Genomic DNA, 19,812 nt, shown 5'->3' on the forward strand with positions numbered 1-19,812 from the left:
CGCGCCGCCCCTTTCATATCAATAAAATAGACGGAGCCACCCATGACCTCCCCCAATGACAAGACAATCTTCACCCAGCGCGAATCCAATGCCCGCTCTTATTGCCGTGGCTTCGATACCGTGTTCACCTGCGCGCAAGGCTCGGAACTGACCGATGCCGAGGGCAACACCTATATCGATTTTCTCGCAGGCTGTTCCTCGCTCAATTACGGGCATAACGACCCGGATATGAAAGAGGCGCTGATCAACCATCTGTTGGAAAACAAGATGGGCCACGCGCTTGATCTGCATACCGACAGCAAGGCCGATTTCCTGACCGCGTTCACCGATCACATCCTTGCTCCGCGCGGGATGGATCACAAAGTGATGTTCGTCGGCCCGACCGGCGCGAATGCCGTAGAAGCAGCGATGAAGATCGCGCGCAAGGCCACCGGGCGCACCAACATCATCGCCTTCACCAACGGCTTTCACGGTGTGACGATGGGCGCGCTGGCGGCGACCGGCAACGGCTATCACCGCGGCGGTGCAGGGATGGAGACGCAGGGCGTGACGCGTCTGCCCTATGACGATTATGCAGATGGCGTGGATTCGGTCGCGCTGCTCGATCAGATGCTTTCGGACGCCTCGGGCGGTGTGGATGCGCCTGCCGCGATCATGCTCGAAACCGTGCAAGGCGAGGGCGGCCTTAATGCTGCCAGCCCCGAATTCATTCAGGGCGTCGAGAAGGTCGCGCGCAAACATGGCGCGCTGTTCATCATCGACGATATTCAGGCCGGCTGCGGGCGCACTGGCACCTTCTTCTCGTTCGAGGAGATGGGCGTGATGCCCGATCTGGTGACGCAAGCGAAGTCGATCTCGGGCTTTGGTCTGCCGATGGCGCTGCTGCTTATACGTCCCGATTACGACGTGTTTGGCCCGGCTGAACATAACGGCACCTTCCGCGGCAACACCCATGCCTTTGTGACCGCGACCGTCGCGATCCAGAAATTCTGGGCCGATGATACCTTCCAGCGCGAACTCGCCGTGAAATCGGACGTGCTGCGCGAGGGGCTCGCTGCGGTTGCCGATCTGGTTCCCAATGCGTTCCTCAAGGGGCGCGGGTTGATGCAAGGTGTTGATGTCGGCACGGGTGAATTGGCCTCGGAAATTTGCGGGCTGTGCTTTGAAAAGGGCCTCGTGATCGAGACCTCGGGCAATGAGGATCAGGTGATCAAGGTGCTTGCGCCGCTGACCACGCCGATGGAGACTTTCCGCACGGGCCTGTCGATCCTGCGTGAGGCGACCAGCGAAGTGATGGCCTCGGGCACCAAGATCGCCGCAGAATAAGCGCCTCACTGCTCAACTATACAGATACGGAGACACGATATGATCGTTCGCGACTTCAACGAACTCAAAACGACCGACCGCGCCGTGGCGGATGCCGATTGGACCAGCGTGCGGATGCTGCTGGCCGATGACAAGATGGGCTTTTCGTTCCACATCACCACGCTCAAGGCCGGTTCGGATCACACCTTCCACTACAAGCACCACTTTGAGAGCGTCTATTGCATCTCGGGCAATGGCCACATCACCGAGCTGGACAATGGCACCCGCCACGAGATCAAGCCCGGCGTGATGTATGCGCTGAACCTGCATGATCATCACCGCCTTGTTGCAGGGGACGAAGACCTTGTGATGGCGTGCTGCTTTAACCCACCCGTCACCGGCACCGAGGTGCATCGCGAAGATGGATCTTACGCCCCGGCTGAAGATCTGGAGAAAGCGTGAGGGTAAATATGACCCAGCAATCCCACACTGTCGAAAAGATCGGCGGCACCTCGATGAGCCGTGTCGATGAGCTGCGCAAGACGCTGTTCATTGGCGATCGCGCGGGGGGCGATCTTTACAACCGGATTTTCGTGGTTTCGGCCTTTGGTGGCATCACCAACCTGTTGCTGGAGCATAAGAAAACCGGTGATTCCGGGGTCTATGCGCAGTTTGCCAAGGCCGATAGCGATCATGGCTGGCATGAGGCGCTGAACCGTGTGTCGAGCGCGATGATCGCGGCGCATGAGGCAGTGCTCAAACATCCCGGCGATATCTCGCAGGCCAGCGAATTTGTGCGCGAACGTATCGAGGGCGCGCGCAATTGCCTGATCGATTTGCAGCGGCTGTGTTCTTACGGGCATTTCCGGCTGTCCCAACATATGCTGCAGATCCGCGAATTGCTGTCGGGTCTGGGCGAGGCGCATTCCGCCTATGTCACCACGCTTTTGCTGCAGCGCGCGGGCGTGAATGCACGGCTGGTCGATCTGTCGGGCTGGCGCGACGAGACCGATCACGATCTGGATTCGCGCATCTTGAACGCAATGAAAGATGTCGATCTGGCCACCGAGATGCCGATCGTGACGGGCTATGCGCAATGCTCCGAGGGGCTGATGCGCGAGTTTGATCGCGGCTATTCCGAGGTGACGTTCTCGCGGCTTGCAGCGCTGACGGGCGCGCGCGAGGCGATCATTCACAAGGAATTCCACCTGTCTTCGGCCGATCCCAAGCTGGTGGGCGCGGATCGGGTGCGCAAGCTCGGCCACACGAATTACGACGTGGCCGATCAGCTCTCGAATATGGGGATGGAGGCGATCCACCCGAAAGCCGCCAAGACCCTGCGTCAGGCCGATGTGCCCTTGCGCGTGACCAACGCGTTTGAGCCGGGCGATCCGGGCACGCTGATTGATGACAAGCCCGCTGACACGCCGGCAGTCGAGATCGTGACGGGCCTTGAGATCATCGCGCTGGAGGTGTTCGAACAGGATATGGTCGGCGTCAAAGGCTATGACGCGGCGATCCTTGAATCCCTGACGCGCCATGACGTGCGCATCGTGTCCAAGGCGTCGAATGCCAACACGATCACCCATTATGTCGATGCCCCGATCGAGGTGCTGCAACGCGTCGAAAAGGACCTGACCAAGCGGTATCCTTCGGCGCAAGTGTCAGCGCGGATGCTGGCGATGGCCTCGATCATCGGGCGCGACCTCAAAGGGTTGTCGACGCTGACGCGCGGTTTGCAGGCGATTGGCGATGCGGGGCTGGAAAGCCTTGGCGCGACGCAGGGGCCGCGCAATGTCGATGTGCAATTCGTGCTGGAGCGTGACGATCTGGTGCCGGTGATCAAGGCGCTGCACGAGGCGTTCATTCCCGCCAAAGTCAGTCTCAAACAAGTGGCCTGAGCCGCGCTATTGCGCTGCGGTATTCGGCAAGCCTTAAGGCCCGTGCGCTTAGCGTGCGGGCCTGTTTCATTGGGCCTGCGACAGCCTGCCGCAGCGTGCTATAGTGAACCGAGCCCAAGCGCTTTTCGTAATCTTTGAGAACGCACACGCGTCTTTTCCTTAAACCGAAAGCGGTCCGTCATGATACTTTCCGACATACCGACACTCGATCTGGCACGGGCGCAATTCGCCTTTGTCGTGTCGGCGCATATCATCTTTCCAGCCTTTTCCATCGGCACGGCAAGCTTTCTCGCCGTGCTGGAAACACTGCGCCTGATCACTGGGCGCGATGTGTTTTTGCGCATCTTTGAGTTTTGGAAACACATCTTTGCGGTGGTGTTCGGGATGGGCGTCGTGTCTGGCGTGGTCATGTCCTATCAATTCGGGCTGAACTGGGCGGCGTTTTCGGACAAGGCGGGCCCTGTTGTTGGCCCCTTGATGGGTTACGAGGTCATGACCGCCTTCTTCCTTGAGGCCGGGTTCCTTGGCATTTTGCTGTTCGGGCGTGATCGGGTCGCACCGGCGATCTACTATTTCGCGGTGTTGATGGTCGCGGTGGGCACGCTGATTTCGGCCTTCTGGATTTTGTCGGTCAATAGCTGGATGCAGACGCCGACGGGCTTTGCGATGAACGATGCGGGGCAGTTCATCCCCAAGGATTGGTGGCAGATCCTGTTCAACCCCTCGCTGCCCTATCGCTTTGTGCATATGGTGCTGGCCGCCTATCTGACGACCGCGCTTGTCGTTGCGGGGGTCGGGGCGTGGCACCACCTCAAAGGCAGCGCGGATGACGCCATTCGGGTGATGTTTCGCATGGCCGTGGGCATGGTGCTGGTCACCGCGCCGCTGCAAATCTTGGCCGGTGACGCGCACGGGCTGAATACGCTGGAACATCAGCCAGCGAAGATCGCCGCCATGGAAGGCCATTGGAAGACTGAGAAAGGCGCGGGGCTGATCTTGTTTGGCATTCCAAACCAAGCCAAGGAACGCACCGATTACAAAATCGAAATCCCCTATGCATCGTCGCTGATCCTGACCCATTCGTTGAATGGCGAAGTGCCCGGCCTTGCCGATTTTCCCGTCGATAAGCGCCCGCCCATGTCCATTGTGTTCTGGACGTTCCGGATCATGGTCGCGTTGGGGTTTGCCTTTGCGGGGCTTGGGCTGTGGGGCGGCTGGCTGATGTGGCGTAAACGCCTGCATGAGCCGGGCTGGTTCCATCGAGCGGCCTTGCTGATCTCGCCCGGCGGGTTCGCGGCGATCATCATGGGGTGGTTCACGACGGAATTTGGTCGCCAGCCCTTTACGATTTACGGCCATCTCACTACGGCGGAGTCTGTTTCAAACCTTAGCCACACAGCCGCGCTGGTCGCGTTGATCGGCTTCGTGGTGGTCTATGCCTTCTTGTTTGGCTCGGGCACGTTTTACCTGCTGCGACTGATGCGGCGGGGGCCTGCAGAGGCAGACCCCGTCGAAAATACGCCCCAACGTGCCGGGGGTCTGGCGTCGGTCATGCTGGACACGGTCACCACCGAGAAAGAGGAGGCGCACGCATGAGCGGCTTTGAACATTACCTTCCCGATATCTGGGCGGCGATCATCGCCTTTGCGGTGCTGACCTATGTCGTGCTGGATGGGTTCGATCTGGGGATCGGTATCTTGTTTCCGTTCCTTGGCAGCGATGAAAACCGCACCCGGGCGATGAATTCGATTGCGCCGGTCTGGGACGGAAATGAGACATGGCTGGTGATGGGCGGCGGCGGTTTGCTGGCTGTGTTTCCGTTGGCCTACGGGGTAATCCTGAACGCGCTTTATGTGCCGTTGATTATCATGCTGCTGGCGCTGGCCTTTCGGGGCGTCGCGTTTGAGTTTCGCGGCAAGACCCGGCGCTGGAAACCGCTTTGGGACAAGGCGTTTTTCGGTGGCTCGCTGATCGCCACGCTGGCGCAGGGCGCGGTGCTGGGCGGGCTGTTGCAAGGCCCCGCCGTCACCGGGCGCAGCTTTAGTGGCGGGCCGATGGATTGGCTCAGCTGGTTCAGCCTCGGCACGGCGCTGGCGCTGGTGGCGGGCTATGTAATGCTTGGGGCGGCGTGGATCGTGCTCAAGACATCCAAGGACCTCTACGACCGTGCCCGTCGCATCGGAGAGCGCGCGCTGATCGTGACACTGGGCTTTATCGGGCTGGCGTCACTGGCAACGCCGTTTCTCAACCCGGATTATTTCCAGCGCTGGTTCGCATGGCCGGGGGTTCTGCTAAGCGCACTGGTCCCGATTTTGCTGCTAGGGGCGGGGTTTGGCTATTGGCGCGCCATTCGCAGTGATCGCGGGCTGATCGCCTATCTGTCAGGGATCGCGATATTCGTGCTTAGTTTTGCGGGGCTCGGCCTGTCGATCTTTCCCTATATCGTGCCGATGTCGATCACCATCCGCGAGGCTGCCTCTGGGACCTCCTCATTGATGTTCACCTTCGTAGGGGCGGCGATTTTTCTGCCGATCATTCTTGCCTATACCGCCTATGCCTATTGGGTGTTCCGCGGCAAAACATCCGAGCATGAGCATCACTACTAAGTGACTTAGGGAACCGGGGCAGGCAATGCCGCGTTCGCCCGTCATGACATTTTGAGCAACATACGCGCCCCGACCGCTCCTCCTCCCAGCGGCTGGGGCGTGCTTTTTGCGCACCCCAAGGAGGCCCCCATGACCAAGATTGATGACCTGCCAGAAGAGAGCGGCCCCTCGGGAGGCTGGGGATCGCTCAAGGGGATCAGTCAGGTTTTTGGCGAGTCCTGGCCCACGGCGGATGTGTTGCGCGAGTTGAAGCGCCAAAATAAGCCGGGCGGCTATATGTGCGCCTCTTGTGCCTTCCCGAAACCCGCCAATTACCACCCGTTTGAATTTTGCGAAAACGGCGCGAAAGCGACCCTTTGGGAAATGACGCGGGCGCGCAATACGCCGGAATTCTGGGAAGATCACACGGTCGCGGATCTGCGCGATTGGTCGGATCATGAGTTGGAAAAGACCGGGCGGCTGACCGCGCCGCTGCGCTATGACGCCTCAATCGACCGTTATGTCGAGGTCAGTTGGGACGAGGCACTTTCCGAAATCGGTGCGATCCTCAAGATGCTGCCCAAGCAGGAGGTCGTGTTCTATTCCTCGGGCCATGCGGGGCTTGAGGCAAGCTATCTTTGGGCGCTGATGGCGCGCGCTTATGGCAATAACAACCTGCCGCAAAGCTCGAATATGTGTCACGAAACGACCTCGGTGGGGCTGAAAAAGGTCATCGGCTCGTCGGTTGGTACGGTGCTGTGGGAAGACCTTGAGGCAACCGATTGCTACTTTTTCTTCGGGCAGAACCCGGGCACCAATTCGCCCCGCTTCCTGCATCCGCTTAAAGAGGCCAAGGATCGCGGCGCAAAGATTGTCACCTTCAACCCGGTGCGTGAACAAGGTCTTGTCAGTTTCATCGATCCGCAAAACCTGCAGGATATGGTGACGGGCCATGAGACGAAAATCTCGGATCAATATCATCAGCTCAAGGCCGGGTCGGATATCGCGGCGCTGACGGGGCTGTGCAAAGCGGTGATCGAGGCCGATGACAAGGCACAGGATCAGGGCCGCGCGCCAGTGATCGATTGGGATTTCCTGCGCGAGCATTGTCATGACCACGAGGGCTTCATTGCCTTTTGTCGCACGACCGAATGGGACGCGATCTGCGAGGAATGCGGTCTGTCTGAGGCCGAGCTGCGCCAAGCCGCTGAGATCTACATCAAGGCCGAGCGTGTGATCGGCGTCTATGGCATGGGGCTGACCCAGCACGCCCATGGCGCGACGAATATCGGGATGCTGGTCAATTTCCTCGCGCTACGGGGCAATATCGGGCGCTTGGGTGCGGGCTGCTGTCCGGTGCGCGGTCATTCCAACGTGCAGGGCCAGCGCACGGTTGGGATCGCGGAAAAGACCGCGCTGATCCCGATGGACAAGCTGCGCGACCTGTTTGATTTCGATCCCCCGACCGAGGACGGGATGCATATCGTCACCGTCGCGCAGGCAATGATGGAGGGCAAGGTCTCGGCCACGCTCTGCCTTGGCGGCAATCTTGTGCGCGCGCTGCCCGACACCTCGCGCGTCGAGACCGCATGGCCAAGTCAAAAACTGACGGTGATGATTTCGACCAAGCTCAACCGCTCGCATCTTTATCCGGGGCAGGCGGCGTTCATTCTGCCTTGTCTCAGCCGCTCTGAGATCGATGAGCAGGAGACGGGCAATCAATATGTGAGCGTTGAGGATAGTTTCTCGATGATCCACGGATCGCTTGGCAAAAGCACGCCCGCCTCGGATTTACTGAAATCCGAACTCGCGATCACCTGTGGCATTGCAAAAGCGGCCACCACGCCAAACCCCAAGTTGAAATGGGATGAATGGGTCAAGGATTACGCTGTCGTGCGGGATCTGATCGAGGCCACCTATCCAGAAGACTTCCGAGATTTCAACGCCCGCATGAACGAGCCGGGCGGGTTTTGGCGCGGAAACCCGGCGCATGAACGGGTCTGGAAAACCGAAAGCGGCAAGCTGGAATTTACCACGCCGGACAAGTTGAACGCGCTGGGGTTTGAGCACGCGCCGGGGCGGTTCGTGATGATCACGATGCGCTCAAACGATCAGTTCAACACCACGGTTTATGGCTATTCTGATCGCTTCCGTGGGATTGAGGGCACCCGCGATGTCTTGTTGATGAACAAGCTCGACATGGCCGATCTGGGGCTTGAACATGGTGATCCGGTGGTGGTGCGCGGCGATATGGGCGATGGGGTCGCGCGACAGCTTACTGGGCTCAAAGTGGTGCGTTTTGAGCTGCCGCGTGGCACGGTGGGGGGCTATTACCCCGAATGCAACGTGCTGGTGCCGGTGGGGCTGCACGATCAACTGTCCAAGACGCCGGGGTCCAAAGGGGTGCCGGTTCGAATCGAAAAAGCTTAGAACGCGAGGCGCTTTGGGCGGCGCGATTGCAGGAAGGCCAGACCGAGACAGGCCATGCCTGCCATTGCCAGCGCCGCTCCGACATAACCGGTGGCCTGCCAGCCGTATCCAGCGCTGAGCGCAAGCCCGGCGAAGAACGGCCCAAGCGCATTGGCAAAGTTGAACGCGGCATGATTAAGCGCGGCGGCCAGAGTCTGGGCGTCGCCCGCGACCTCCATCAGGCGCATCTGCATCGGAATGACCATGCCAGCGGTGAGCCCAAGCGCCACCATCGCAAGCGCCATTGCCTGCCATTGACCAATGGTGAGGGTGTACAGCAGCGGCACCACAATCATCCCGCACAGCAAGATCAGCGCCGCGCCGAAATGCGACCAGTTTGACAGCTTGCCTGCGATCATGTTGCCAAAGGTGCCCCCGATTCCAAAGGCCGACAGCGCAATCGGGATCGTCCATTCCGGCCCCGCATGGGTCGCGATCATTGCGGCTGACAGGTAGGAATAGACCGCAAACACACCGCCAAACCCGATTGCTCCGACCGAAAGTGTCAGCCAGACCGCAGGATTTGTCAGCGCGCCCAACTCTCGCAGCGGGCTTGCATTGGGATCAGGCGGCACGGCGGGTGCGGTGCGCGCGATCATCGCCGATGAGGCGGCGCAGATCAGGGCCACAATCACAAAGCCCCAGCGCCAGCCGAAATATTGCCCAATCGCCCCCGCGAGTGGCACACCGATGATATTGGCGATCGTCAGCCCGGTAATGACCCAGGCAATCGCCTGTCCGCGCTTGCCCTTGGGCATCAAATCGGCGGCAAACAGCATCGCCATGCCGAAATACGCACCATGGGGCAGGCCGGAAAAGAACCGCGCGATGGTGAAACTGGTCATGTTGGGCGCAGCGCCTGCAATTAGATTGGCCAGCGCGTAAAACGTCATCAGCCCGATCAGAAAACCCTTGCGCGGCAGCCGTGCTCCAGCCACCGCCAACAGCGGCGCGCCAATCACCACACCCAGCGCGTAGGCCGAGATCGCATGCCCTGCGCGCGCCTCGGTGATGCCGAAATCGGAGGCGTAAAAGGGCAGCAGCCCCATCGAGGCGAACTCGATCACGCCGATACCAAAGGTGCCAAGGGCCAGCGAAAAAATCGCGGCCCGCGCGTCGCGGGGGCTGAGCGTCATGGGGGAGGGCTCCGCAGACAGAAGGGAAAGACCTGCGCTAGGTAGAGCCGCCCCGTGCCGGGGCAAGAGCCAAGACGCAGATCAGTCGCTTAGCTTGGCGTGAACTTCATCAAGATCGACTTCACCGATCGGCATCTTGTTGTCGGGATCGTCGAAGTCGTATTGGAACAGCTGGAAATCTTTCTTGTAGATTTCCCAGATCAAATGGCGCGACAGATCATCGAAATAATCGCTGACCTTATGGGCGCGCTTGGGGCCGTGCCCCTCTGATTCATTGAATCGAGGCACTTTTTTCAGATCAATTTCGACCGGCGTCTCGATATCATCCAGCACGCTTTGCATGCCTTCATCGAATTTTTCGGTGAAAAAGATGTTGTTGTAGCGCCCGCCATTGACGATGAATGTCGAGATATGGCCCGACATCGCCGACCAGTGAATGTCGGGCTCCATCGGGCGGCGCCAGCGGATTGTGTCGCGCGCAAATAGCAGGAAACGGCGGAACGAGGCGACCTGATCAAAGTCGAACTCATCCTCGGGCGAGCCCACATCGATCCCGTAATTCTGCACCAGCTTGGGCACCAGATTGCCGCGATAGCGTTTGCCGTTGCGCTGAATGCCCGCGATCTTGTCAAAGAACGAGGACAGGATGCGCGCATAGGGGTTACGCACGCAGGTGAAGGCATAGCTTTTATGCGCCTGCACATTCGACGTGATCGGCTTCTGGCTTTCTTCCTGAGACCACTTATGCAGCCCCTCGGTCGAGTCGTGGATATCGCCGTCAAAGAAGCGCCCGTGATCGGTGTAGAACATGATCTGCCCAATGGATGAGCACGCGCATTTGGGCACCACGCGGTACACCATGCTTTCGCTTTCTGTCATCCAAGTTCCCGGAAATCCCATTCACAATCCTCCGAACGCGCCTGCTGGGGGTGTGTTAGCATTGACGCAACAAATATGCCTTACAGAGCAAAGAAACACTGTCTTTTCAACGTCAATTGACGCTAACAAGGCAGATAGTGACCGAAACAATTACGGCGTCGTTTCCCGCATGGCTCGAATCGCCTTCATTTTGCTGACCCATAAGGACCCCGAAGGCATTATTGCGCAAGCCGAGCGGTTGACGGCGGCGGGTGATTTCGTGTCGATCCACTTTGACGCCAGCGCCGACCCGGCTGATTTTCGCAAGCTGCATGCGGCTCTTGACCCCAATCCCAACGTCACATTTGCGCGCAAACGGCAGAAATGTGGGTGGGGCGAGTGGAGCCTTGTGGCCGCCACTTTGGAGGCGGTGAAAGCCGCCGTGGAGGATTTCCCGCGCGCCACCCATTTCTACATGCTCTCGGGCGATTGCATGCAGATCAAGACGGCAAAATATGCCCATGATTTTCTGGATGCCGAAGAGGCGGATTACATCGAGAGCTTTGATTTCTTCACCTCGGGTTGGATCAAGACCGGGATGAAGGAAGACCGGCTGATCTACCGCCATATGTTCAATGAGCGCACGCAACCCAAGCGGTTCTATGCCAGCTATAATCTGCAAAAGCGGTTTGGCCTGACGCGCGAGATGCCTGCCGATATTCAGATGATGATCGGCTCGCAATGGTGGTGTTTGCGTCGGCGTACGATCGAATGGGTGCTGGATTTCGCACGCACCCGCCCCGATGTGATGCGGTTTTTCCGCACCAGCTGGATTCCCGATGAAACGTTTTTTCAAACCATCGTGCGCCATGTCGTTCCCGAATCCGAGATCCGCGACCGTACATTGACGTTCCTGATGTTCACCGATTACGGGCTGCCAGCGTATTTCTACAATGATCACTATGACTTGCTGCTCAGTCAGGACTATCTGTTTGCGCGCAAAATTAGTCCCGAGGCGACAGATCTCAAGGCCCGTCTCGGGGCTCTATGGACGCAAGCAGAGACCGAATTCGCGATCTCGAATGAAGGGCGCGCACTGCACAGGTTTCTGACCGGGCGCGGGCGTGTCGGGCGGCGGTTTGCCCCGCGTTTCTGGGAGGCGGAATCGACGCTTGGGCGCGAACGCACGCTGATCATTGTGATGTGCAAGAAATGGCATGTCGCCAAGCGTCTCGTGGCCGAGCTGCGCCGTCGGCACGACGTCACGGCGATGGAATATGTCTTTGATGAGATGGGCGATTTGCCCGATCTTGGAGGCATCGAAAAGACCAAAGAGAAACGCAATCGCCATCGCCGTGCATTGATGCGGATGTTGTTTGAACATGCGGGCACCGACCGGATGCTGATTTGCCTCGATCCGGCCGCTTTCGATGTGATCCGCGATTTCGCGGCCGACAAATGCGAAACCCGCTTGCTTGAGATCGAATGCTCGTTCAGCGACGACTATCTTGCGGGCCATGCGCGCCGCGTCGGCTTGGCCGGAGAGACGACACCGCCTCAGGTTCTGGCGCAGGTGTTGCCTACGATCCGCGCTGATATGGTGTTCGAACGCGAACGGTTGCGCGACGCCGATTTCGAGCATTTCGCATTGATGCGCGAGGGTGGCTCGCTTGAGGACAATGCCCGCGCATTGGCTCAGACGCTCGACATCCCGACCGAGCTGGCGCAAGAGTTGGCGCAGCTTGACTATCTGTTCAAAGACTGAGGAGCGGCGCGATGAGTTACGCGTATGACGACCAGAATATCTTCGCCAAGATCTTACGGGGCGAGATTCCCAACAACACCGTGCTTGAGACCGAACACACGTTGGCCTTTCGCGATATCGCGCCCAAAGCGCCCGATCATGTGTTGGTGATCCCGAAGGGGCCCTATGTAACCTTCGATCATTTCTGCAATACCGCGAGCGAGGCCGAGATCGTCGATTTCACCCGCGCCGCTGGTCAGATCTGCAAAATGATCGGTGCCGAGCCGGGGGCCGGGGGCGAGGGATTTCGCGTGATCTCCAATGCGGGCGAAGATGGTGTGCAGGAAGTGCCCCATTACCACCTGCATATTCTGGCCGGTCGTCCATTGGGGCCAATGTTGCTGATGCGCTGATCACCAGCGCTTCAACGCATCCTCATCCGCGTCTTTCGCCGCCACCCAAGATGTGCCGTCGCGCCCATGCTCTTTCTTCCAGAAAGGGGCGCGCGATTTCAGGTAATCCATCAGAAACTCGGCCGCCTCGAAGGCCGCAGCGCGATGGCGTGCGGCGGTGGCGACCATCATGATCTGCTCGCCAATCCCCAGCCGCCCGTGGCGGTGGATCACGATCACATCCGCCAGATCCCAGCGGGTCACGGCCTGATCGACGATCTGGGCAATCGCGCGCTGCGTCATGCCGGGGTAATGTTCCAGCTCCAGCGTCTCCATAGCGCCGCTGTCATCGCGCACAACGCCGGTAAAGCTGACCACTGCGCCAACATCAGAGCGGCCCGCGCCAAAGCCTGCGAGCTCTGCGCCCAGATCAAAGGGGGCGCTTTGAACCGCGACCTTCACCTCACCCCCCGGTCATGGGCGGGAAAAAGGCCACCTCGCGCACGCCTTCAAGGCTTGCATCAAAGTCCGACAGGTCTTGATCAAGCGCCACCCGCAGCGCGCTCAGATCGCCAAAAGCCGCCTCATAGCGCGGTTCGCGCGCGCGCAGTTCTGCAACCAGATCGTTGACAGTAGCGGCCTGCGTTTCGAGCTGTTCGCGCGGCAGGCCGATGCGTTCGCGCACCCAAGCGAAATACAGCACATCAATCATCGTCCGAATCCTTGAGATAGGGCAGCGCCTTGCGGAAATAATCCCAGCCCGTGATCGCGGTCAAAATCGCCGCAATCCAGATCAGCGCAAGCCCGATATGGGTTGCGATATCGGCCAGACTGGCCCCCATCGGAATGTCACCTTCGCCCGCGCGAGGCGCGCGGCCCTGTTCCAGATAGGCCAGCCCGGTGCCCAGAAACAGCACCGCGATTGCCACCATCTGCGCGGTGGTTTTCCACTTGGCCAGCTTGGTTACGCGCAATCGACCCGAATCTGCGCCCAGAAACTCGCGCAGTCCCGAAACGAACACCTCGCGAAACAAAATCACCGTGGCGGGCAAGATCAGCCATGGGTTCATGCCCGAATAGCCCGTCAGCACCACCAAGGCGATCACCACCATCACCTTGTCGGCAATCGGGTCCAGCATCGCGCCAAACTTGCTTTCCTGCTTCCATAGCCGCGCCAGATAGCCGTCAAACCAATCGGTGACCGCAGCCCCAACGAACAGCGCCAGCGCAAACCAATCCGCCCAAGGGCGATGGAAATACAAGAACATGACAGCCACACCCGGGGCCGCCAGAAGTCTGAGCACAGTCAGAATATTAGGGATGTTCCATTTCATGTCAGGCAACCTAGCGGGGCGGCGAGCAAAGCGGAAGAGGGCGCGTCACCGCGTCTCAGGGCTGGGTAGCGGGTCTGCGTAATCATGCACCCGGCCAAGGCGGTCTGTGATGCGCCAGTGACCGGGCGCAGGACCGGGGGCAACGTGATCGGCATTGATCGCCACTTTGCCATGCCCGCCGGGGATGTCGAGCACATATGTCGGCACCATTGTCCCGGAAACGCGTCGGCGCAGCTCGGCCATCAGCGTGCGGCCCGCCGTGAGTGTCGTGCGGAAATGCGACGTGCCCCGCGCCAGATCGCAGTGATGCAGATAATAGGGTTTGACGCGCAGCGCGGTCAGCGCGCGCATCAACGCGTCAAGGCTGTCGACATCGTCATTCACGCCTGCCAGCAACACGGTTTGCGACAGTAACGGGATGCCGTGATCCACCAGTCGCGTGATCGCGGCGCGCGCATTGGGTGACAGTTCTTGGGCATGGTTCGTGTGCAGTACGATCCAAATGGCAGGGCGCGCGGCGCGCAAGGCGTGGCACAGCGCGGGCGTGATGCGTTCGGGGGCGACGACGGGCACGCGGGTGTGCAGCCGGATCTGATCGACATGTGCAATTGTACCCAGCCGCGTCAGAACCTCGGCCAGCCGGCGCTGCGACAGCGTCAGCGGATCGCCCCCCGTCAAGATCACCTCGCGCACTGCCGGGGTCGCGGCGATATATGTCAGCGCCGCGTCTAGTTGACCTTGCGGCAAGGGCCCGGTCTCGCCCACCGTCTCGCGGCGAAAACAAAAGCGGCAGTAAACGTCGCAAGTTTTGGTGATGTGCAAGATCACCCTGTCGGGGTAGCGATGCGTCAGCCCGGGCACCGGGGAGTGCGCGTCATCGCCAATCGGATCGGCCAGTTCCTCGGGGCGGGTCACCAATTCGGCGGCGCTGGGCACGAATTGTGCACCTACCGGGTCGGCGGGTGTTGCGATGGCCGCGCGCATCTCGGGTGTGAGGCGGATGCGGAACGCCTGCGCTACGGCCTGCAAATCGGGGCGTGCTTCGGGCGAGGTCAGCCCCTCGGTTTCAAGCTCGTCAAGGCGCGAAAGGGCACGCGGGCGTGGGCTGTGATCGGTCATTGTCTCAGCCCTTTTCGTTGAAGAAATTATGGATCGTTTCGGCCATCGCCTCGGAAATTCCCTCGACCTCCATCAGATCAATCGGCGCCGCCCGGCTAACCGCCTTGGCCGATCCGAAATGCTGCAGCAGCGCGCGTTTGCGTGCCGTGCCGATGCCGGGAATTTCATCCAGCGGATTGGCCATCGTCGCCTTGGCGCGTTTCGCGCGATGCGTGCCAATCGCCCAGCGGTGCGCCTCGTCGCGCAGACGTTGGATGTAATATAAAACCGGACTTTGACGCGGCAGTGCAAAGGGGCGCTGGCCGATGCGGTGGAATTCTTCCTTGCCGTGATCGCGGTCGATCCCCTTGGCAACGCCCACCATCGCGATATCGGTCACGCCCATCTCCACCATGATCTCATGCACCGCCGAGACCTGCCCCGCACCGCCATCAATCAGCAACAGCTCGGGCCATGCATCGGATTTGCGCTCGGGGTCCTCTTTGAGGAGCCGCGAGAAACGCCGTTTCAGCACCTCTTTCATCATGCCGAAGTCATCGCCCGGCGTGATCTCGGTGCCCTTGATGTTGAACTTGCGATACTGGCTTTTGATGAAGCCTTCAGGACCGGCCACAATCATGCCGCCCACCGCATGCGCGCCCTGAATATGCGAGTTGTCATAGACCTCGATACGCGCGGGCGGGGCGGGCAGGGCAAAGGCCTCGGCCACGCCGGCCAGCAGTTTCGCCTGCGCCGCAGATTCCGACATCTTTCGACCCAGACTTTCGCGGGCATTGCGCGCGGCGTTTTCCACCAGCTCGGCCTTTTCGCCCCGCTGCGGCACGGCGATCTCGACGCGGCGCTCGGCGCGCTCGGACAGGAACTCGGCCAGCAGCTCTTCATCCTCGACCGGGTGTGACAGCAACAGCAGGGCCGGCGGCGGGCGATGCGTGTAAAACTGCGCGATAAAGGCTTGCAGGATTTCGGGGGCCTCGGCGCCCGACCCGGTGCGCGGGTAGAAATCGTGATTGCCCCAGCTTTGATTGGCGCGGATGAAAAACACCTGCACACAGGCCTGCCCGCCCTCACTATGTAGCGCAATCACATCGGCCTCGGGCACGGTGCGCGGGTTGATCCCCTGACTTTGCTGCACATTGGTCAGCGCCTTGATCCGGTCGCGCAGAGCGGCGGCGCGCTCGAACTCCATCTCCTCGGAGGCGGTTTGCATCTGGGCCGCCAATTCGCGTTGGATCGTGGTTGAGCGTCCCTCAAGAAAGCGCTTTGCATCGGCCACCAGATCCGCGTAATCGGCCTCGGAGATTTTGCCCACGCAGGGGCCCGAGCAGCGCTTGATCTGGTATTGCAGACAGGGCCGCGTGCGGCTTTCAAACATCGAATCTGAACAGTTGCGCAGCAAAAACACCCGCTCCAGATGGTTGAGCGTGCGGTTCACCGCGCTGGCACTCGCGAAGGGGCCAAAGTAATGGCCCTTCTCCTTGCGCGCACCACGATGTTTTTTGATCATTGGATAGGGGTGATCCGTCGCGATCAGGATATTGGGAAAGCTTTTGTCATCGCGCGCCAGCACGTTGTAGCGCGGCTTGAGCTGCTTGATGAGGTTCTGCTCCAGCAGCAGCGCCTCGGTCTCGGTGCGCGTCGTAAGAAACATCATCGATGCGGTTTCGCGGATCATCCGCGCGATCCGCGCGCTATGTCCCGAGGGGCGCGCATAGTTCGACACCCGCGCCTTCAGATTGCGCGCCTTGCCAACATACAACACCTCACCCTTGGCGTTGAGCATGCGATACACACCGGGCGAGCCATCCAGCCGCTTGAGGTAATCCGCGATCAGCGCATGCCCCGTCATCCCATGCGCGGGACGGGTCGCGGCGGGTGGCTGAGTGCTCTCGGGGTCGTGGTTCGTCTCGGTCATATCGCGGTCTTGATTCTCTGCTGTGGCTGCAACCTTACGCCAATCGGTTCAAGTGGAAATATGTCCACCAATTCTGTGGATAACACTGTTGGCAAATTCCCAAGATCATGGAATTCCCCTTGGAACCTTGATCAAAAGCTGGTTTGCCCAAAAAATGGGCACATAGATAAGCGGTTGAAAAGAAATGGAAACTTTTTCAACATCACCCAAGCTATTGAAAAATTTAAGACTTTTGTAACAGATACGTAAAGGCCGCAGTGAAAGTGCACAACTTGTCGCTGAGACTCTAGAAAGCATCTTACTCGGGGCCCAGAACATCGGGTGTTTTCCAGCCCAGATGCTGCCCGCCATCCACGCATAACAACTGCCCCGTCACTGCGGGCGCATCCAAAAAATAGCCCAAAGCGGCACAGATTTCATCGGGGTTTGCGCCCCGCTGCAGGATCGTGGCTGCGCGTTGCTTGGTGAAATGCTCTGTAGATTGGCGGGCGCCTTGCAGGGTCGGGCCGGGGCCGATCGCATTGACGCGAATATCGGGTGCCAACGCTTGCGCCCCAGTCTGGGTCAGCGTCCACAGCCCCATTTTGGCCAGCGTATAGGTCATGAATTCGGGCGTGAGTTTGCGCACCCGCTGATCGAGCATATTGAGCACCATCGCGCGCGCGCGCGGCTCGCCTTCGACCGTTTCGGCCTTGGGGGCCTGCGCGGCGAAATGTTGCATCAGCACGAAAGGCGCGCGCAGATTGGACTCAAAGTGACGATCCCAGCTTTCGCGGCTTGCGGATTTCAGCGTGTCATATTCAAAGATCGAGGCGTTGTTGATGAGCACATCAAGCGGCCCATCCAGTGCTTGTGCCGCGCGTGCGACCAGATCGGCGGTTGCGCCCTCATCCAGCAGATCGGCCTGCAAAATTTCGGCCCGCACACCCTTGGCGCGCGCCTCGGCGGCAGTGGCCTCGGCCTCCGCTTCTGAGCCGTAATAATGGATCGCCACGTCAACACCGCGCCCCGCCAGATACAGCGCCATCGCGCGGCCCAGCCGCTTTGCCCCGCCTGTGATCAAAGCCCGCTTCATACCCGACCTCCAAGCAATAGCGCGACGATATAGACCAGATAGGCGAGCGTAAATGCCACGCCAACCCAGCGCCCGATCTTACGGTTACCAAAGATGAAGGGGGCCAGCACGACCGAGGCGCCCAACATCACCCACAAGTCGAAATGCAGCATTTGGGCGGGTACCGGGATTTTGCCAAACATTCCTGCTACACCGATAATGCACAGCAAATTGAAGATGTTAGAGCCGACGACATTGCCCAGCGCCACATCAGAGCGCCCTTTGATAGCGGCTGTGACCGACGTCGCCAATTCCGGCAAGGACGTGCCCAGCGCCACCAGTGTCAGGCCGATGACCGCATCCGAAACCCCCATTGCCGAGGCGATATTGCTGGCACCCTCCACCAGCAGATCTGCGCCAATCGGCAGCCCGACAAGCCCGGCCAGCAACAGCAGCGAAATCCGCCAGCCCGGTGTGTGAGGGTCGACCGAAGCGATCTCATCATCGGGCTCGCGATTGGCGCGGTGGGCCAAGGCCTCGCGGATTTGGCGAAACAGGATCACGCCCAAGCCCGAAAGCAGCACCAGCGCGTGCGGCCATCCGATCGGGCCAAGATAGGCCACGATGATGAACAGCACGGTCGCCCCGATCATTAGAACAAAGCTTTCGCGCATGTCCTGCTCGTCGGTGCGAATGGCCGAGATGATGGCCGGCAAGCCCAGAACCAACAAGATATTGGCAATGTTCGAACCCACGACATTGCCCAGTGCCAGCGTGGGCGCGTGATCCAGCACGGCGGCGACCGACACCATCAGCTCGGGGGCCGAGGTGCCAAAGGCCACAACCGTCAGGCCCACGATCAGCGCCGGAATGCCGAAACGCAGCGACAGCGCCACTGCGCCTTTGACAAGCAGGTCTCCGGCCAGAACCAGAAAAACCAGCCCGACCGCGATATACCCAACATCCCAGATCATCCACGCCGCCCTTTTTTGCACGGGCAGGGGGCGCGGCCAATCTTGGGGCGGCCGCAATCCGGACAGCGCCCAGACAGCTTGCTGCCTTTGGTGCCCGGAATGCGCAGCTTGCCAAACATTGCCATCACCGCCATCACGACGAGAAACAGGGTCATGCCTTTGATCAACATGCCGCTACAGCCCGTAGCGCGCCCACATCGCGCGCTCCTCAGCGGAGGCAAACATCGCACCCGTTGCCCCGGTCGCGATCTCGGTCCCAAGCTGCACGCCAAAGCGGCGGAAGAACGAGCGTTTGGGCGCGTAATCGAGCATGCGGATGTCATCGCCATACAGCTCTTTGAGCTTGGGCACGACATGGCCGATCCCGTCGATCAGCCCGGTATTTTCTGCCAAAGCCTGCCGCCCGGTCCAGATATCGCCGGTGAACATATCCCGATCGCTGGCCAGTTTCGTGCCGCGCCGCGCGGTGACGTGCTCTTTGAAGCTGATATGCATGTCCTCAAGCAGCCGCTTCAGGCGGGCCACATCCTCGTCCTTTTCGGGGCGGAACGGGTCCATGAAACTTTTTGAGCCACCCGCAGTGTGTACGCGCCGCTCGATCCCGTATTTGCCAATGAATTGATCAAGCCCGAAACTGGCCGAAATCACCCCGATTGACCCGACAACCGAGGTCGTATCGGCCCAGATGTTATCGGCGGCACAGGCCAGCCAATAGCCCCCCGAGGCGGCCACATCCTCGACAAAGGCATGCACGGGGATCTTTTTCTCATCCGCGAGGCGACGAATGCGCCCCGCGATCAGCGAGGATTGCACCGGCGATCCGCCGGGGGAATTGATCAGCAGCGCCACCGCCGCAGGCTTGCCCCGCGCGAAAGCCCGCTCGATCAGCGGTGCCATCGCGGCATCGGACAGGCCCGGAGATCCGGGGCGGGACATACCAATCGCGCCTTGCAGCCGCAGCACGGCAACAAAGGGCGGTTTCTTGACGAAGGGGAGGCGTTGGATCAATTTCATGCCTAGGGATGTAGA

General features: G+C 60.1%; 19 protein-coding genes. 8 read left to right on the forward strand and 11 right to left on the reverse strand.

The window, feature by feature from the left end; translation table 11 throughout:
* Positions 1–42 precede the first annotated feature (42 nt).
* From ectB to AB4874_RS10025, 6 genes are all read left to right on the forward strand, one after another.
* Positions 43–1,326, forward strand: coding sequence for a diaminobutyrate--2-oxoglutarate transaminase (gene ectB / locus AB4874_RS10000; protein ID WP_368391882.1), 1,284 nt, complete (start codon positions 43–45; stop codon positions 1,324–1,326).
* Between the two features lie 39 nt (positions 1,327–1,365).
* Positions 1,366–1,767, forward strand: a complete 402-nt coding sequence (locus tag AB4874_RS10005; RefSeq protein WP_295534699.1) for an ectoine synthase — start codon at positions 1,366–1,368, stop codon at positions 1,765–1,767.
* 8 nt (positions 1,768–1,775) lie between these two features.
* Positions 1,776–3,206, forward strand: a complete 1,431-nt coding sequence (locus AB4874_RS10010) for an aspartate kinase (RefSeq protein WP_368391883.1) — start codon at positions 1,776–1,778, stop codon at positions 3,204–3,206.
* A 180-nt stretch (positions 3,207–3,386) separates the two neighbouring features.
* On the forward strand, positions 3,387–4,802 hold the full coding sequence (locus AB4874_RS10015) for a cytochrome ubiquinol oxidase subunit I (protein WP_368391884.1): 1,416 nt from the start codon (positions 3,387–3,389) through the stop codon (positions 4,800–4,802).
* Positions 4,799–5,812 (forward strand): cytochrome d ubiquinol oxidase subunit II, encoded by a 1,014-nt coding sequence (gene cydB, locus AB4874_RS10020; protein ID WP_368391885.1) that lies wholly within the window; start codon positions 4,799–4,801, stop codon positions 5,810–5,812. The genes AB4874_RS10015 and cydB overlap by 4 nt, the downstream gene beginning before the upstream one ends.
* Positions 5,813–5,941: 129 nt before the next feature.
* Entirely contained in the window at positions 5,942–8,221 is a 2,280-nt protein-coding gene (locus tag AB4874_RS10025; RefSeq protein ID WP_368391886.1) for an FdhF/YdeP family oxidoreductase, read from the forward strand.
* Here the strand turns inward: AB4874_RS10025 and AB4874_RS10030 are convergent.
* Both AB4874_RS10030 and AB4874_RS10035 read right to left on the reverse strand, forming a co-directional pair.
* Positions 8,218–9,396 carry an MFS transporter gene (locus AB4874_RS10030; protein WP_368391887.1) on the reverse strand — a complete coding sequence of 393 codons (1,179 nt, stop codon included), beginning with the start codon at positions 9,394–9,396 and terminating at the stop codon, positions 8,218–8,220. The two genes, AB4874_RS10025 and AB4874_RS10030, sit on opposite strands and share 4 nt — an antisense overlap.
* 81 nt (positions 9,397–9,477) lie before the next feature.
* Positions 9,478–10,296: a sulfotransferase family protein gene (locus AB4874_RS10035; RefSeq protein WP_295534684.1), complete on the reverse strand. Its 819-nt coding sequence runs from the start codon at positions 10,294–10,296 to the stop codon at positions 9,478–9,480.
* Positions 10,297–10,444: 148 nt separating this feature from the next.
* Here AB4874_RS10035 and AB4874_RS10040 point away from each other — a divergent pair, with 148 nt between their 5' ends.
* Both AB4874_RS10040 and AB4874_RS10045 read left to right on the forward strand, forming a co-directional pair.
* Positions 10,445–12,019 carry a DUF5928 domain-containing protein gene (locus tag AB4874_RS10040; RefSeq protein WP_368391888.1) on the forward strand — a complete coding sequence of 525 codons (1,575 nt, stop codon included), beginning with the start codon at positions 10,445–10,447 and terminating at the stop codon, positions 12,017–12,019.
* An 11-nt stretch (positions 12,020–12,030) separates the two neighbouring features.
* The gene (locus AB4874_RS10045) at positions 12,031–12,411 is read left to right on the forward strand and encodes an HIT domain-containing protein (RefSeq protein WP_295534679.1); all 381 of its coding nucleotides are present in this window, start codon (positions 12,031–12,033) and stop codon (positions 12,409–12,411) included.
* Here the strand turns inward: AB4874_RS10045 and AB4874_RS10050 are convergent, their stop codons facing one another.
* From AB4874_RS10050 to AB4874_RS10090, 9 genes are all read right to left on the reverse strand, one after another.
* Positions 12,412–12,852 (reverse strand): molybdenum cofactor biosynthesis protein MoaE, encoded by a 441-nt coding sequence (locus tag AB4874_RS10050; protein ID WP_368391889.1) that lies wholly within the window; start codon positions 12,850–12,852, stop codon positions 12,412–12,414. It abuts the gene before it with no gap.
* Position 12,853: 1 nt separating this feature from the next.
* The gene (gene moaD / locus AB4874_RS10055; RefSeq protein WP_295534673.1) at positions 12,854–13,102 is read right to left on the reverse strand and encodes a molybdopterin converting factor subunit 1; all 249 of its coding nucleotides are present in this window, start codon (positions 13,100–13,102) and stop codon (positions 12,854–12,856) included.
* A complete protein-coding gene (pgsA, locus tag AB4874_RS10060; protein WP_295534670.1) occupies positions 13,095–13,724 on the reverse strand; it encodes a CDP-diacylglycerol--glycerol-3-phosphate 3-phosphatidyltransferase in 630 nt (209 codons plus the stop codon). The genes moaD and pgsA overlap by 8 nt, the downstream gene beginning before the upstream one ends.
* Positions 13,725–13,769: 45 nt before the next feature.
* On the reverse strand, positions 13,770–14,843 hold the full coding sequence (locus tag AB4874_RS10065; protein WP_368391890.1) for a lysine-2,3-aminomutase-like protein: 1,074 nt from the start codon (positions 14,841–14,843) through the stop codon (positions 13,770–13,772).
* A gap of 4 nt (positions 14,844–14,847) precedes the next feature.
* A complete protein-coding gene (gene uvrC, locus AB4874_RS10070; RefSeq protein ID WP_368392041.1) occupies positions 14,848–16,689 on the reverse strand; it encodes an excinuclease ABC subunit UvrC in 1,842 nt (613 codons plus the stop codon).
* 364 nt (positions 16,690–17,053) lie between these two features.
* Positions 17,054–17,830, reverse strand: coding sequence for an SDR family oxidoreductase (locus AB4874_RS10075; protein ID WP_368391891.1), 777 nt, complete (start codon positions 17,828–17,830; stop codon positions 17,054–17,056).
* Complete coding sequence (locus tag AB4874_RS10080; protein ID WP_295534662.1) at positions 17,827–18,783, reverse strand: calcium/sodium antiporter; 957 nt, start codon at positions 18,781–18,783, stop codon at positions 17,827–17,829. Before AB4874_RS10080 ends, AB4874_RS10075 begins: the two co-directional genes overlap by 4 nt.
* Positions 18,780–18,938 (reverse strand): hypothetical protein, encoded by a 159-nt coding sequence (locus AB4874_RS10085; protein WP_368392046.1) that lies wholly within the window; start codon positions 18,936–18,938, stop codon positions 18,780–18,782. The genes AB4874_RS10080 and AB4874_RS10085 overlap by 4 nt, the downstream gene beginning before the upstream one ends.
* A gap of 19 nt (positions 18,939–18,957) precedes the next feature.
* Positions 18,958–19,797 carry a S49 family peptidase gene (locus AB4874_RS10090; protein WP_368391892.1) on the reverse strand — a complete coding sequence of 280 codons (840 nt, stop codon included), beginning with the start codon at positions 19,795–19,797 and terminating at the stop codon, positions 18,958–18,960.
* Positions 19,798–19,812 lie beyond the last annotated feature (15 nt).

It is taken from the genome of Thioclava arctica, from assembly GCF_040892615.1.
Lineage (GTDB): Bacteria > Pseudomonadota > Alphaproteobacteria > Rhodobacterales > Rhodobacteraceae > Thioclava > Thioclava arctica.

Excerpts from the sequence above, each read along its gene's own strand:
- ectB (WP_368391882.1), top strand. The coding sequence starts at position 43 with ATGACCTCCCCCAATGACAAGACAATCTTCACCCAGCGCGAATCCAAT.
- AB4874_RS10005 (WP_295534699.1), top strand. The coding sequence starts at position 1,366 with ATGATCGTTCGCGACTTCAACGAACTCAAAACGACCGACCGCGCCGTG.
- AB4874_RS10010 (WP_368391883.1), top strand. The coding sequence starts at position 1,776 with ATGACCCAGCAATCCCACACTGTCGAAAAGATCGGCGGCACCTCGATG.
- AB4874_RS10015 (WP_368391884.1), top strand. The coding sequence starts at position 3,387 with ATGATACTTTCCGACATACCGACACTCGATCTGGCACGGGCGCAATTC.
- cydB (WP_368391885.1), top strand. The coding sequence starts at position 4,799 with ATGAGCGGCTTTGAACATTACCTTCCCGATATCTGGGCGGCGATCATC.
- AB4874_RS10025 (WP_368391886.1), top strand. The coding sequence starts at position 5,942 with ATGACCAAGATTGATGACCTGCCAGAAGAGAGCGGCCCCTCGGGAGGC.
- AB4874_RS10030 (WP_368391887.1), bottom strand. The coding sequence starts at position 9,396 with ATGACGCTCAGCCCCCGCGACGCGCGGGCCGCGATTTTTTCGCTGGCC.
- AB4874_RS10035 (WP_295534684.1), bottom strand. The coding sequence starts at position 10,296 with ATGGGATTTCCGGGAACTTGGATGACAGAAAGCGAAAGCATGGTGTAC.
- AB4874_RS10040 (WP_368391888.1), top strand. The coding sequence starts at position 10,445 with ATGGCTCGAATCGCCTTCATTTTGCTGACCCATAAGGACCCCGAAGGC.
- AB4874_RS10045 (WP_295534679.1), top strand. The coding sequence starts at position 12,031 with ATGAGTTACGCGTATGACGACCAGAATATCTTCGCCAAGATCTTACGG.
- moaD (WP_295534673.1), bottom strand. The coding sequence starts at position 13,102 with ATGATTGATGTGCTGTATTTCGCTTGGGTGCGCGAACGCATCGGCCTG.
- pgsA (WP_295534670.1), bottom strand. The coding sequence starts at position 13,724 with ATGAAATGGAACATCCCTAATATTCTGACTGTGCTCAGACTTCTGGCG.
- AB4874_RS10065 (WP_368391890.1), bottom strand. The coding sequence starts at position 14,843 with ATGACCGATCACAGCCCACGCCCGCGTGCCCTTTCGCGCCTTGACGAG.
- uvrC (WP_368392041.1), bottom strand. The coding sequence starts at position 16,689 with ATGACGGGGCATGCGCTGATCGCGGATTACCTCAAGCGGCTGGATGGC.
- AB4874_RS10075 (WP_368391891.1), bottom strand. The coding sequence starts at position 17,830 with ATGAAGCGGGCTTTGATCACAGGCGGGGCAAAGCGGCTGGGCCGCGCG.
- AB4874_RS10080 (WP_295534662.1), bottom strand. The coding sequence starts at position 18,783 with ATGATCTGGGATGTTGGGTATATCGCGGTCGGGCTGGTTTTTCTGGTT.
- AB4874_RS10085 (WP_368392046.1), bottom strand. The coding sequence starts at position 18,938 with ATGACCCTGTTTCTCGTCGTGATGGCGGTGATGGCAATGTTTGGCAAG.
- AB4874_RS10090 (WP_368391892.1), bottom strand. The coding sequence starts at position 19,797 with ATGAAATTGATCCAACGCCTCCCCTTCGTCAAGAAACCGCCCTTTGTT.